Origin of the sequence: Weizmannia sp. FSL K6-0777, assembly GCF_038593185.1 — a bacterium.
GTDB lineage: Bacteria > Bacillota > Bacilli > Bacillales > Bacillaceae_C > Weizmannia > Weizmannia faecalis.
In genome coordinates, this window is sequence record NZ_CP151971.1 from 794,861 (window position 1) to 809,009 (window position 14,149).

Here is a 14,149-nt window from a genome sequence, read left to right on the forward strand (position 1 = left end):
GCTTTTTTTCCATTATACTATTACAAGGCAGTGAAACGCCCCGTTTTTTGAATATAAGAACTTTACACATCAAATGTGTTGAGATATTCGTTTTTCATTGGAAGGAGAGATTGGATTGGCCATTTTACAAGGGGAATCATTGATAACGGAAATCCGCGGCCTGGATGCAAAAGGTTCCGGGCAGGCGGTTGTCTGGCGTGAAAATGAACTTGGCAACGCGAAAAGATTAAAACTGACCATTCCGCGTACGCTTCCGGGGGAGAAAGTGCGCGTCACCGTGGACCAGCCGGAAAAAAGAAGAAGAAAGGCACTGCCGGAAGAAATTCTCGAAGCCCATCCGGAAAGGGTGGCGCCAATGTGCCCGCACTTTGACCGGTGCGGTGGCTGTGTCTGGCAGCACTGGGCATACGAGGGCCAGTTAAAGCAAAAAACTGCCCATGTAAAAGAAGCCATTGCCGCACAAGGCTTTGACCCGGCGCTTGTCCGTGATACGATCGGCATGGACAATCCCTGGCACTACCGCAATAAAATGGAATTTACATTTGCCCCGGACGGATCGCTCGGCCTGCATGAGCAAGGGAATTTCCGGAAAGTGATTCCGCTTGAAACCTGCCTGATTGCCGGAAAAGAAATGGTGGGTGGCGCGATGGAAGTGGCCGCATGGGTAAAAGGACATGGCTTAAAAGGCTATGACAAAGATGCGCACGAAGGCCTCTTACGCCACTTAATGGTGCGCCAGTCCTTTACAACAGGGGAAATGATGCTCGCCCTGTTTGCAACAAAAGCGCCGGACGGAGAACTGGCTGAAGCGGCCCGCGATTTGGCAGAACGGATCACCGGCAAATTCCCGCAAGTAAAAAGCCTGCTCTGGCTCGAAAATACCGATTGGGCAGACCGGACACAGGCGGAAAAAACACATGTCCTCTCCGGACGTGATTTTATTTACGATGAAATGGGCGGTTACCGTTACCGGATATGGTTCGATACATTTTTCCAAACCAACCCGGTACAGGCACAGAAACTCGTCGATCTTGCGCTTGAAATGGGCCGGCCGGAGAAAACAGAAAAAATGATTGACCTGTTCTGCGGCGTCGGCACATTTTCTCTGCCGTTTGCGGACCGTGTCGGGGAACTTGCCGGCATTGAAATCGTCGAAACCTCGATTGAATCTGCCAAACGGAATGCAAAAGACAATGGCATTTCAAACACATATTTCCTTGCCAAAGACGCACGCAAAGGGATTGATGAAGTGCTGGAAAGCTTCGGCAACCCGGAACTGCTGCTCCTCGATCCCCCGCGTTCCGGCGCCGGCGGCAAAGTCATGCGCAAAATCGGCCGGGCCAAACCTGCGCGCATTGTCTATGTCTCCTGCAACCCGGACACATTTGCAACGGATATAAAAGAACTCGAACCGTTTGGCTACAAACTGACTGCCGTCCAGCCGGTGGACTTGTTCCCGCATACGGTGCATGTGGAATGTGTGGCGCATTTGGTTTTAGATGTGTAAACAGCAACGATAAAAAGCCCTGATTTTGTGAAAATCACCTTTCCAAAATCAGGGCGATTTTTTATTCAAAATCAAAAATCTCCAATAGCCGGCTTATTACCGGGACTATAATGAATATTTATGATTTGTAATAAAATTTTCCGAATTTTTCTTTCCAATAAGGTATAATAAAATAAAGCTGGAGAGAATGAGCGAAACATTGCTATTTTGTTACCGGTTGCAAAAGCAATTAGGATGTAAAATGGATGACTTGGTCTTAATGTAAAAAACTAAGTTCAGTTTTTAGAGTAATATGATTTTTCAATAGAGATGAGGGATAAGAAATGGGAATTGATTTTCACAGTAAGCAAAATCGATTGACTTATACAACCCGTGTTGCGGATCGTTCCTGGATTGACATGATGAAAAGTCTGCTAACTGTCGAGCATATATCAAACGCTTTAGATATCGGGTGCGGAGGAGGGATTTATTCGAAAGCCCTGGCAGATATGGGCGTTCAAACTGTTATAGGCATCGATTTTTCGGAACCGATTCTTGAAGGAGCGAAGGAAAATTGTAAAGACTATAAAAATATCTCCTTTCAACTCGGAAACGCTTATGATACAGGCTTAGAAAGTCAAAGCTTTCAATTGGTGATTGAAAGAGCGTTAATACACCATCTTTGGGATTTGCATGCTTGTTTTAAAGAAGCACACAGACTGTTAAAGGATGGCGGGGTTTTTATTATTCAAGATCGCACACCCGATGATTGCTTATTAGAAGGAGATAACACAAACATCAGAGGGTATTTATTTGAGTTATTTCCAAAATTAATTGATGAGGAAATAAAACGCAGGCATAGCAGCCAAACGGTCATCGAGGCTTTGCAAGAAGCAGGGTTCAAAAAAATTGAAGAAGTTAAATTATGGGAAACAAGAAAGGTGCACGAAAATAAAGCGCAATTATTAAAAGACATAAGTGAAAGAACAGGAAGAAGCATTTTGTATGAACTGGATGATAAAGAACTAAGTTTGCTGACCGATTATGTCCAGAAAAAGGTGACAAAGGAAAATAACATCGTTGAAAAAGACCGGTGGACAATATGGAAGGCAACTATTTAGCTGATTGACCCGTCTGCAGGGCATCGGGTAAGACCAACCGCCTACTTTCCCCAATTTTTTCAGGCATAAAATTAAAAGGTCTGGAAATGTATCAAAAGGGGGATGTTCAATTTTATTTACTAAATCCTGAACAATATTTATGTGTTTGTGAGGCGTCCTCAAAGGATAGCTATAGAGCACCTGAAAAAATGATATATAAGTCCTGAAATTGAAGTATTTTTAACCATTTTCGGCCATTTCCTGGACAGTGCCGAAACGCGGCAAATTAGGGAAAGTGGCCGGTACTACTATTTTAGGCCGGGCCAGAATCAGTGCCCGTCAATGTCGAAGCAAACGCTATTGATTGAGCATCGTTTTAAAAAATGCAAGGGTCGTCTCATGGCTGACCCAGATTCTGCTATAGGACGTCCTGATATCTCACAGCACTTGAGCATCATTCTGGCGATGACAGCCCTTATATTAAATGTTAGAATAAGGTAATCTCATATATTCATAGGGGGACAAGATGGTCAAATTTGGATTTAAGTGCGTGATCTCTTTTGTAATGGCTTTCGCTTTTGTATTCCCCACTTTTTCAAATGGTTTGTTCATCAAGGTGCATGCATCTTCCATTACTGTCAAACATGCAACCAGATCGGTGAACCTTGTTTCGAAAGCATCAAGCGCCGGCAAAAAAGTTGGCACTTTGCCCGGCAATGCACCGGTATTTGTCACCGGTTCGTCGGGCAGCTATTACCGCGTTCAATTTCAAAATAAAACGGCCTATGCGTATAAAAAATATGTGGCAAACGGCAGACCAAAGGCGTGGTATACCGGCTATGCTGCTGATACAGTGTATTTGCACGACATTCGTACGGGAAAAACATTGAAAAATACGCTTTATCTCGCAACGCCGGTTACCGTTTATGCGAAACAGGGCCACTGGCTGACCATTGGTTATGCAGACGGCTATTACGGATATGCCCAAACTTACGATACCCATATTGTCCGCTACGCCAAACGGGGAATAGATTTATCATATTTGCAACCATCCGGGACAAACGGGATTGATTTCAAAAAAGTGAAAGCGGCGGGTTTCAGCTATGCGATTATAAAAGCAAGTGAGGGAACCGATTTGCCAAAAACGGGCACCAAGGATTATTTTGTCCAGGATGTTAAAGCGGCAGCCAAAGCCGGTTTAAAAGTTCATGTTTATCACATGTTTGACGCCACTTCCATAACGGCCGCGAAACAGGAGGCAGACCATTTTGCGCAGAGGCTAAGTCCTGTGAAACAACAGATTGGCTATGTTTTTGTGGATGTCGAATACGAGAATCTATCGAAAAACAAAGATACTTTAACCCGCTATGTGGATGCCTTTATCACCGAGTTGAAAAGCAAAGGATTCCAACATACTGGGATCTATACGTACTACGATTTTTACAAGAATCGTTTAAATGCATCGAAACTGCCCAAGGGGAATCTATTATGGATTTCACGTTATAACGCAACGCTCGGCATGCAGGCTGACGTTTGGCAGCATCGTAAAACAAACTGTAAGATCAACGGCGTAAAAGGAAATTTTGATTTCGATCTGACTTACAACAAGGCCATTGGCGGCTAAGGTTTTTTGTAAAAAATGGAACGGCAGATAACCAAACAGTATTTGTTTGTGTACATGATGGATAAAAATAAAACGCGGGGCATATGTATGAAATGGGTTGAAGTTCATGCGCATTTTCCGGACGTGGTGTCTGAATGGAAATGCCAGCCATTGATGACATTGAAAACGGTAATGAAGGTTGGAAAGTCTAGTAAAAGCGCGTGCAGAAAATCAAAATCGCGAATGATGTATTTTTCAGGCTGGGGGTGCAAAGAAGCGTATCAGATTTCAAATGGATAGCCATGTACCTCTAGTATCTGTTGAAATGAAATACAAAGACCAGGGACCTACCATCAGGATGAAACCAGGTCTCCCAACAGCGGAAGACGGCTGTTGGGAGACCTTTATTTTTATGCGCGTGTGAAGAGGGGCCCTTCTGCCGTGGCGTTCGTTGCCTGTACTTTTTTGCCCTTATGGATTTGTAAGCAAATCTTCCAAAGCTTGCCGGAGCGTCGGGAACATGAATTCAAATCCTGCCTGCATGAGGACTTCCGGGCGTACATGCTGGCCTTCAAGCACAAGGCTGCTTTTTTGCCCGAGTGCCAGTTTCAAGACAAAAGAAGGTACGGGAAGCCAATGCGGCCGGTGTAAAACAGCACCAATGGTTTTGCCAAATGCCTTCATCGTTATAGGCGAAGGGGCAGTGACATTGACCGGGCCGCGGATGTTCTCATTTTTAATAGCAAATAAGATCGATCTTACTACGTCTGTTATATGCACCCACGAGACCCATTGATTGCCGGAACCGACTGTGCCGCCAGCAAACCATTTATACGGCAATACCATAAGGGGCAGTGCTCCGTTTTCCTTTCCAAGCACAACGCCGAATCTCAATAAGACAGTACGGATGGCATGTTTTTCTGCTTGCTTCGCCTTGGCTTCCCAATCCGATACCGTCCTGCCAAGAAAATCATTTGCCCTTTGCAATGATTTTTCAGTATACACAGCATTGCGTGATGGCGGATAGATGCCGATTGCACTTGCATTGACCAGCACTGCCGGTTTGCGCGGCATGGCAGACAGGATGCGCAACATTTCATCTGTTGCGCACATCCGGCTTTCATAAATTTGTTTTTGGTGTTTGGCACTCCATCTTCCATCGTTTATGGACACGCCGGCCAAGTTGATGAATACATCCGCATTCCCTATTTCATTTTCGGGAGAAGCATCTTCCACCAGCCATTTTACATACTGCACACGATTTGCCGGCTGCTTGTCTTTCCTTGTTAAAATGACCACTTCATGCCCTTCGCGAAGAAGCCTTCATGCCCTTCGCGAAGAAGCATATCCGTTAATTTCCGCCCGATAAATCCGGTCCCGCCAGCGATCACAATCCTCATTTTTGCCCTCCGTTCTGCAAATTTCTCCACGGTTTGCAACTTAAGTCAGGAATAAATGGGCACGAATGATGAAAAATCAAGGTTTCCAACTCATTCGTCCTTGTTTATGGGAAAAAGCCTTCTGTGATGTTCCCGGAGCAGTCCTGATATTAAAAAGGTAATAGAAGACAATATTTTAATCAAGATGGAGCTGATAAAATAAAATGAGTTATGGATCATCATATCAGGAGCCATTAAAATTAAAATAACAGAACCCCCCACGCCTCTTCCATGAAAGCGGACCAGGTGGGGTCATTTTGTTTTGGGAAAGATGAAATTGTAGTCTGATCATAACCAAACCAACATTAAGCCCCCCCCACAACATTTAAAAGAGTTATTGAGAAACAGAAAAATGCAAGTATATTCTTCCTGCTTGGGCAGCATTCGAGTCAACATTCCTTAAGCTTTGTTTCCATATTTAAAAACTTAAAAGACGGATAATAAATCTTCTTGCACAAAATATTGGACTATGATAAGGTAAGGTCAATGAAAATGAATATTCACAAAAATCTGTTAGATACACCGAGTTGGCTGAGAGAAGTACCTTTCTAACCTGATCTAGTATGTTCGAGCGAAGGAAAGTAGGTGATGAAATGACACCTGATGATTTGTAATTTATACACCCGCTTTCCGATTAGGGCGGTTTTTTTATTTTGAGGAACCGCCTCTATCTATCGTTGTTCTTCGTGGGGTTATAGAGCAGACCGTGTCGATAATTCGTAATCAATATCAAACAAGAAGGCATACGCTTATTGGGGTTAGTATGAAACATAAACGCTTGGAACAAGAGAGTTCACTTGGTCAGCTTTCGTTAGCTCGTAAAAGTAACGATAAGTCGAGAAGCCCCTACTTCGAGTGACCCGTCGAAGTGGAAGTAGTTCACTGTGGAGCCATTTTTATACGTATATGTCAATTCTATTTCGTGCAATGTTTTGTACTCGCCTGAAGCGGGAGAAGGGAGAAAAATGAACAATCAATTTCGACGAGAAGATATTGACTTTTATTCAAATGGAACAAGATGCAGCGCGTGGCTATATTTACCCAATGTAGATAAAAGGTGCCCGGTCATTGTAATGGCTCATGGCTTGGGTGGAGTGCGTGAAATGCGGTTGGACGCATATGCTGAAAGGTTTGCTGCTGCCGGGTATGCCTGCTTTTTATTTGATTATCGTAACCATGGAGCAAGTGACGGAAATAAAAGACAACGGATAAATGTAAAAGAACAACTTGCAGATTGGAACTCTGCCATTGATTTCATCAAAAAGAATGATAGGATTGATGATAGTAAAATACTACTGTTTGGAAGTTCGTTTAGTGGGGGACACGTTATAACCCTATCAGCTCATCGAGTAGATATTCTTGCAACCGTGGCACAGTGTCCCTATACAAACAATTTAGCTACAATGAAAACGGTCTCACCACTATCTGCCCTAAAAATATTACCCTTTGCCATAGCCGACGTTTTATCTTCTATTACCGGGTATCATCCGGTCATGATTAAATTGGTGGATGCGCCTGGGAAAGTAGCGATGATGGCTGTTCCTGATTACAAAGAGGTTTTTAAGTTGATGCCTGAAAATTTAAAGTTTGTGAATAAAGCCCCTGCAAGAACGGTTTTGGAATTTTTTAAATATTCTCCTAGTAGATATACTAAAAATATAGAAATACCGATATTTTATGCGGTTTGTCGGAAAGATACATTAGCACCTGCTTGGGCAACCATAAAGTGTGCAAAACGCTCCAAGAAAGCAACGATAAAAGAGTATGACTGTGGACATTTCGATATTTATTTAGGTGATTATTTTGAAAATGCAATAGTAGATTATATAGGCTTTTTTGATAAAATTACAAAAGGCTAGTTGGATAATCAAATGCAACAAGCTAAATAAATGAAAAAAAACATGATAAACCGTTTGCGATAAAAACGCAATCAATACGGGGGTTTATCTATGGTGAAGATTGCCACCCTTCGTGCAGAAGGAAATCCATGCAAGTAATCACTGATATGGTTGGCTGTAATAAAAATACCGTATCTCGGGAACTGAAGCGTGGTACGGGCAGCATTTGAGTCAACATTCTTTGGCTCTGTTTCCATATTTTACAAAAACTTAAAAGACGGACAATAAATCTCCTGTTGCACAAAATACGATACTATGATATGGTAAGAGTAATGTAAATGAATATTCATAATAATCTACTAGGGGCGCCGGGTTGGCTGAGAAGTACCCTTTGAACCTGATCTAGTTCGTACTAGCGAAGGGAAGTAGGTGATGAAATTACACCTGATGATTTGTAATTGATACACCCGCTTTCCGATGGAGGGCGGTTTTTTTATTTTGAGGATGCTCCTCCTGCCATTGCTCGGGGCAAAGGGTGAAACCAGCCTGCAAACCGCATTCGGCTTTCCGGTAAACAAGGAGGAATCATTGTTGAAACGATCTTTTACAGAAAGACTTTATCAAAATGTCCAACCGATTTGGGAGAAAAACCATAACCATCCTTTTGTCGTAGGACTGGGGAACGGAACTTTAGAAAGAGATAAATTTATCTATTATTTAAAGCAGGATTACGTATATTTAGTTGAGTACGCAAAACTGTTTGCCATGGGTGTTGTGAAAGCGGGTAACCTTGACATGATGACGAGATTTGCTGCGGTGCTCCATGAATCGTTGCATTTTGAGATGGAACTGCACCGCCAATACGCTGCCGAGTTTGGCGTTACTCGGACGGATTTAGAAGCAACCCAACCAACGCCGGTCAACCTTGCTTACACGAGTTACATGCTGCAAGTGGCCGCCAATGGAAGCTTGGCTGAACTTGTTGCCTGCTTGTTGCCGTGTGCCTGGGATTATTGGGAAATTGGGAAACTGCTAAAAGTAAATCATCGAGACACATTGGAGGCCAATCCTTACAAGAAATGGATCGAAACCTATTCTTCAGAAACGTTCGGCTCCGGAACGCAGTGGTTAATTGACTTAATGGACCAACTGGCAAGCGGAAAATCAGAAACGGAACTGGCAGTCTTAGAACGCCATTTTCAAATAGCCTCAAAGTATGAGTATTTATTTTGGGATATGAACGATAAAAAACAAGACTGGCCGGTCTGATTTTCATTCGCAACTAAAAAGGAGGGAAGGTTGGTTCTAATGAGAAAAACACAAAAAATAACAGCAACTGCAGTTATTGCAGCTATCACAACTGCATCCAGCAGTTTGATTTATATCCCGGTTGGTTTTGCAAAAATTTTTCCGGTACAGCATTTTGCCAACATACTCTCGGCTGTTTTGCTCGGCCCCGGTTATGCGGTTGCGCAAGCTTTTATATCCTCGCTTTTACGTAACTTGCTTGGGACGGGGAGTATTTTTGCCTTTCCGGGAAGCATGATCGGCGCGTTTTTGGCAGCTTATCTGTACGCGAAGACGAATAAGCTCATTTTTGCCTTTGTTGGGGAGGTCATGGGGACAGGCATTCTCGGTGCCTTGGCATGTTATCCCATTGCTGTTTTCTTACTCGGCCAAGCGTCAACGCTTTTCGGATTTATCCCTGCCTTCTTTTTAAGCTCTTTTGCAGGGGCCATTTTTGGCTATGTTTTGATAAAAGTTTTACAAAAAAATAAAGGGTGGGACAGAATGATCAATCATACCGTAAGCAACCGTAAGTTTTGAGCGAAACACCGGGGAGGAATGAAGGCATTGCCACGGCGCATACAGGATGCCAGCTATTGATAACCGGCCAAAATTTATGCCAGCAAAATCAGGCTCTTGAAAGCAGAGCCTGATGCTGTTGGCATTATGACGGCACTCCGGCATAGTCTGAAACCTTCGCTGGCCGGATCCATTTGCCAACCGGCTCGCCTGTATACAGCCGCTATCCAGATTGAATACGAGCTTCCTCTTACATTTACATTTGAACGAAGCCACGGAGGATTGAGGGCATTGCCACGACGCATACAGGATGCCAGCTATTGATAACCGGCCAAAATTTATGCCAGCAAAATCAGGCTCTTGAAAGCAGAGCCTGATGCTGTTGGCATTATGACGGCACTCCGGCATAGTCTGAAACCTTCGCTGGCCGGATCCATTTGCCAACCGGCTCACCCTTGATACCACCGCCATCCAGATCAAATACGAGCTGTCCTCTTACAAAAGTTTTCGTAACCCGGCAATCAATTTTTCTGCCGATATACGGGCTGTGCTTATGGCGGTAATAGAGGTCTTCCGCACTTACCGTGTATGGCCGGTCGGGATCGAGAAAGAGGAGATCCGCATCTTTTGCGAGCGCAATTTCCCCTTTCGATTTTAAGCCAAAACGTTCGGCAGGGTTGGTTGCAATCATGCGCGTAAATTGCGTAATGGGAATATTGCGCTTTTTGACAGCCTCATCGAACATCAAATCGACATTATTCTGGCACCCGGTTATGCCGCCCCATACCTCAAAAATATTTCCGGTTTCGCTGTCCTTCATTACAGGCGGGCAAGGGGAATGGTCGGATGTCAGCATATCGATTTTTCCTTGTTTCAATCCTTCCCAAAGTTTTTCCTGCTCCGCTTCGCTGCGTAAAGGCGGGGAACATTTTGCAAGCGGGCCGATTTCCGCAAATTGGGCTGTTGTGATTGTAAAATAATGTGGGCACGACTCAAGCGTGACATCCTGTCCTTCGTTCCGCGCTTTCGTAATTTCTTCCACTCCTTCCGCACTGCTGACATGGACAAAATGCAGTTTGCACCCGGTTTGTTTCGCAAAATACAGCGCCCGCTTGATGGCATCCACTTCAGTAAATACCGGCCGTGTTGCAACATAATCAGCCGGGCTTGTTTTCCCTTGTTTAATCATCTCCTCTGCTAACCCATCGGTAATGGCGGCATTCTCTGCATGAATCAATAAAATATGTCCCAGCTCGGCTAATTTTTTCATCCCCGCATAAAGCGTGTAATCATCTACATTTTTAAAGTCTCCCGGCAAATCGGTTCCGCAGCTGGCCATAAAACATTTATAAGCAACAACACCGCAATCGGAAAGTTCTTTTAACTGATCGAGATTACCTGGGACTAATCCGCCGTAAAAAGCGTAGTCCACATAGTTTTTGCCGGCGGCAGCGGCAAGCTTTTTTTCTAAAGCATCTTTTGTTGTCGTGGCAGGCAGCGCATTTAAAGGCATATCTACATAGGTTGTCGTTCCCCCGGCGGCAAGCGCCTTTGTTCCGGTTTCAAATCCTTCCCATTCCGTCCGCCCCGGTTCGCACATATGCACATGGATATCGACCATTCCCGGCATCACATATTGGTCTGAAGCGTCATAAACTTGTTCTGCCGTTTCCTCAATTTTATCCGCAATTACAGCAATTTTTCCATTTTGGATGGCAAGATCAGCAATTTTAACGCTGTTTCTAAAAACGACTTTTCCATTTTTAATGAGCGTATCATATTTCGTTGTGAATCCCCTCCCTGTGATTTGGTTCGAGAACGACTGTATTTTGAAAAATTGTATCCTTTTTAAATTTTGAAAATGGAAATGCGTATTTTGACAGAATGACATAGGCTAAACCAGCCGCAACAAAGCCGATGATCCATGCCAGTTCCACTTTTGCAAGTGCGGCAGCCGCGCCAATTACTAATGAAATGACAGCCGCAGGGTTATAGCCGGAATAAGGCCCGTCTTCCGCGTACAAGTCGGCGATATTTACCTTTTGTTTTCGGAAGATGTAGTACTCAATCAATAGAATGGCTACAATCGGACCTAAAAATGCCGAGTAAGCCAGAATAAAAATGTCGAGCCCCTTTGCTGAAGAATCCCGGACAAGCACCCATGGAAAAGATGCAAAAGCAAGCAGCCCTGTAATGGTGACAGCATACTTAAATTTTAATTTCGTAAGCAATGTAATGACGTAAGTTGGCGGAATAATATTGGCAACCATATTCACCGAAACGGTCCCGATCACGATAAACGCAGACACGAAAAATGTAATATAAGGATTATCGACCACTGCTGAAAAGGCCTTTACTGGATTTGTAATACCAGTAGCAGAAGCAAGCATGGCCCCCATCGTTAAAGCAAACCCGTATGCGATAAAGATCGGAATAAAATACAATAACCTTCTTTTTGTATGGCTGATCCCGGCTTTCAATTCTCTTGAATAATCCGCTGCACTTAAAAAGATGGCGGCATAATTGCCCATAAACGTCATGATAAAAGCAAAGAATGGCAGCCCCCACGTTCCTTTTGCATGCACCCATTTGTTTGCAATCGTGGCGCTATGGGATGTGAGAAGAATGCTGCATACATAGAAAAGCGCAGCTAAAATCACGACTGAAGTCAGGGTCTCCACCCATTTAATCGCATGAAAGCCATAGAGAGAAAGCCCAATTTGAAACAGTTGGAGCACGATAAAGCAAACAGCCGCATTGTCAAAAGCTCCGCCCGTTGCAATTTTGGCCATTTCATTTAAAGCCGTGCCGCCAATCCAACTTTGGTATCCGTACCAAACAATGGCAGGTATCCCGCGGCAAAGCGATGTGAAGATCGAACCCTTTACGCCGAAGGACATTCTCAGCTGGACAACGTACGGAATACCTGTTTTGTAGCCTAATCTGTCGTTCAATGAAAAAATGGTTGAAATCATACTGATGGCGATCAATGCCGCAGCAACAGTTTGGTAAATGTTTAATATCGCCATCCCGGCCACCATCAGGCTTGCGCCAAGCGTAATGTTTCCAATATTGACGCCGTCCCCAATCCACATAAAAATATAATTCAAAGGGCCAACTGTTCTGTCTGCATCTGTTTTCGGGATCAGGGAGGGATCCATACTCGCCTTCTTCTGCGGTTGCGGATAAGCACTTTCCAATTGAGTAGCCATTGCTTCAGCTCCTTTTCAATAGATTTACGGAAAGGAATGGGCTGTCTCTATTGATGTCATTTAATGTTACATCTAATGTTATCTATATTCTTAATATAGCAAAGGATAAACGGTTTTCATTAGCAACTTTGCACAATTCTTGATCTATTTATTATTCAAAATAGATAAAGTAGAACCAGCGTTGGTGTTTTCCTTGTTTTTTATGTAAGGTAACTTAACATGAATAGGAGGGAGACCTGAAAGATTTTTTCTTGGGGAAAACAAAAGCCTTGGGTTTGAGGAGACATCCTTTATCCAAATAATCGCTGCTGTAGGAAATGTAAAAACAGCAGATTCTGCACATGATTCAACCAGGATTTTTTAGTAAAAATGGTCACGGCCGGATTTGTATGGATGTTTTGCATCGAAAACTCGCCTCAGCAATTTCCCCATTCAGTGCTACCAATTTTGCTATAATAGAAATGCTAGGTGAGAGCACAAAAATATTAGTGATCATTTCTGATGAGCGAGGACAAATATTGTAAGCGGTTAAGTATAGAATGGGTTTTATATATTGTTGTGTTTACATCAAATTCATTTAGGAAAAGGAGCGTTGCGCATGTCCTATATCGTTGATTTCAAAAATGTGTCTGATGTTGGTCTAGAGTCTTCACCTGTTGCGAAGGCGCTAGCCGGTTTGCGTGCGAATGAGGCGCGCTATTTTATGAATAAATACAAACACGTATTTACTGTTTTGCCAGCTGCAGAAAGCGGAGAGACCCTAGAATATGTGAATAGGATTTTGAAAGAAGAACGCGGCATTGAATTTGCAGCCAAGCCATTGGAAACTTCGCGTTTTCAAGTGGAAAATATCCAATTTGCTTACGTCTTTTACGAGGACGGCCTCGTTGTCAATGTAATGTATTCCGTAGATGATCCGAAGAAGCGGGCAGTTGGTTTTAAACTTTCTGAGGGGATGGAAATACCAAAGGAATTAGAAGGGAAGTTTAAATTTGCCAGACAAAAGTCAAAACTGGCCGGCACCATACGGGGGTCATTTTTTGTCATAAAAGGCGAGTATTAAAAGCAATAATCTGGACGAGCTTGCTGGACGAGTCAGAACAGGCCAAAAGCTGATTCGTCCGGCAAACTCTAGTTACTTTTCGTTACGAATAAGTAATCAAAATTGAACAATTAATAGCAGCGCAGTCCCTTTCTAGATCTTTGATTTAGTGGGGGATAGCCGCTATAATTGTTCAAAAAGAAAAATGCAAATCCTGCTGGAAATAAATAACCAATTGGTTTGGGGAATTTTAGAGATGAGATAAGTGTAAATGGTCCGGACCTCCATGGCTGCCATTTTAAAAGACTAAAGCGGATGAATGGATCCGTATGAACGCATGTACTGCTAAAATGCTGTGGACTCTTCAAATCACTTAAAAAGAAAAAGCAATTGGCTTAAAAATGAAAGAAAGCTCTTCTTGTAGCCGCGAAAAGAGCTTTCTTTTAATGTAGAAAGCCGAGTTGCTGATGGTGCCTACTCATGCGAATGTTTAAAATGAAAACAACGGTGTTAAGAAAAAGCCCCTATTATATAAAATAAACTTAAGTTTTTCATCAAGCATGAGCAGCAATTTGCATGAGGCCTACTTTATTCAGCAGGCAACGGAGCTGCGATATTTTGTT

General features: G+C 43.3%; 9 protein-coding genes, 1 pseudogene and 1 riboswitch. Of the genes and pseudogenes, 7 read left to right on the forward strand and 3 right to left on the reverse strand.

From position 1 onward, the window contains the following. The first annotated feature begins 115 nt into the window (after positions 1-115). The 3 genes from rlmD to NST70_RS03590 all read left to right on the forward strand — a co-directional run bounded on the left by rlmD (position 116) and on the right by NST70_RS03590 (position 4,210). A complete protein-coding gene (rlmD, locus tag NST70_RS03580; protein ID WP_342475757.1) occupies positions 116-1,507 on the forward strand; it encodes a 23S rRNA (uracil(1939)-C(5))-methyltransferase RlmD in 1,392 nt (463 codons plus the stop codon). A 323-nt stretch (positions 1,508-1,830) separates the two neighbouring features. Further along, positions 1,831-2,607 (forward strand): class I SAM-dependent methyltransferase, encoded by a 777-nt coding sequence (locus NST70_RS03585; protein ID WP_061566292.1) that lies wholly within the window; start codon positions 1,831-1,833, stop codon positions 2,605-2,607. 505 nt (positions 2,608-3,112) lie between these two features. After that, positions 3,113-4,210, forward strand: coding sequence for a GH25 family lysozyme (locus NST70_RS03590; protein ID WP_342475760.1), 1,098 nt, complete (start codon positions 3,113-3,115; stop codon positions 4,208-4,210). Positions 4,211-4,660: 450 nt separating this feature from the next. Here NST70_RS03590 and NST70_RS03595 read toward each other — a convergent pair. Further along, positions 4,661-5,589: pseudogene (locus NST70_RS03595) on the reverse strand (TIGR01777 family oxidoreductase). 1,004 nt (positions 5,590-6,593) lie between these two features. Here NST70_RS03595 and NST70_RS03600 point away from each other — a divergent pair. From NST70_RS03600 to thiW, 3 genes are all read left to right on the forward strand, one after another. Next, positions 6,594-7,487, forward strand: coding sequence for an alpha/beta hydrolase (locus NST70_RS03600; protein ID WP_342475762.1), 894 nt, complete (start codon positions 6,594-6,596; stop codon positions 7,485-7,487). A 330-nt stretch (positions 7,488-7,817) separates the two neighbouring features. Further along, positions 7,818-7,907, forward strand: a riboswitch (TPP riboswitch). A 36-nt stretch (positions 7,908-7,943) separates the two neighbouring features. Continuing rightward, positions 7,944-8,735, forward strand: coding sequence for a thiaminase II (tenA, locus tag NST70_RS03605; RefSeq protein WP_342475764.1), 792 nt, complete (start codon positions 7,944-7,946; stop codon positions 8,733-8,735). A gap of 39 nt (positions 8,736-8,774) precedes the next feature. Further along, positions 8,775-9,293, forward strand: coding sequence for an energy coupling factor transporter S component ThiW (gene thiW / locus NST70_RS03610; RefSeq protein WP_029141249.1), 519 nt, complete (start codon positions 8,775-8,777; stop codon positions 9,291-9,293). 367 nt (positions 9,294-9,660) lie between these two features. Here the strand turns inward: thiW and allB are convergent, their stop codons facing one another. Together allB and NST70_RS03620 are read right to left on the reverse strand one after the other, a co-directional pair. Beyond that, complete coding sequence (gene allB / locus NST70_RS03615) at positions 9,661-11,163, reverse strand: allantoinase AllB (protein WP_251459826.1); 1,503 nt, start codon at positions 11,161-11,163, stop codon at positions 9,661-9,663. Further along, the gene (locus tag NST70_RS03620; protein ID WP_326242076.1) at positions 11,048-12,484 is read right to left on the reverse strand and encodes an NCS1 family transporter; all 1,437 of its coding nucleotides are present in this window, start codon (positions 12,482-12,484) and stop codon (positions 11,048-11,050) included. The genes allB and NST70_RS03620 overlap by 116 nt, the downstream gene beginning before the upstream one ends. Positions 12,485-13,082: 598 nt before the next feature. Between NST70_RS03620 and NST70_RS03625 the strand changes: the two genes are divergently transcribed. Further along, positions 13,083-13,547: a phage tail protein gene (locus tag NST70_RS03625; protein WP_179234253.1), complete on the forward strand. Its 465-nt coding sequence runs from the start codon at positions 13,083-13,085 to the stop codon at positions 13,545-13,547. The last annotated feature ends 602 nt before the right edge of the window (positions 13,548-14,149 follow it).

Excerpts from the sequence above, each read along its gene's own strand:
- thiW (WP_029141249.1), top strand. The coding sequence starts at position 8,775 with ATGAGAAAAACACAAAAAATAACAGCAACTGCAGTTATTGCAGCTATC.
- NST70_RS03625 (WP_179234253.1), top strand. The coding sequence starts at position 13,083 with ATGTCCTATATCGTTGATTTCAAAAATGTGTCTGATGTTGGTCTAGAG.
- NST70_RS03590 (WP_342475760.1), top strand. The coding sequence starts at position 3,113 with ATGGTCAAATTTGGATTTAAGTGCGTGATCTCTTTTGTAATGGCTTTC.
- allB (WP_251459826.1), bottom strand. The coding sequence starts at position 11,163 with ATGTCATTCTGTCAAAATACGCATTTCCATTTTCAAAATTTAAAAAGG.
- NST70_RS03600 (WP_342475762.1), top strand. The coding sequence starts at position 6,594 with ATGAACAATCAATTTCGACGAGAAGATATTGACTTTTATTCAAATGGA.
- NST70_RS03585 (WP_061566292.1), top strand. The coding sequence starts at position 1,831 with ATGGGAATTGATTTTCACAGTAAGCAAAATCGATTGACTTATACAACC.
- tenA (WP_342475764.1), top strand. The coding sequence starts at position 7,944 with ATGGAGGGCGGTTTTTTTATTTTGAGGATGCTCCTCCTGCCATTGCTC.
- NST70_RS03620 (WP_326242076.1), bottom strand. The coding sequence starts at position 12,484 with ATGGCTACTCAATTGGAAAGTGCTTATCCGCAACCGCAGAAGAAGGCG.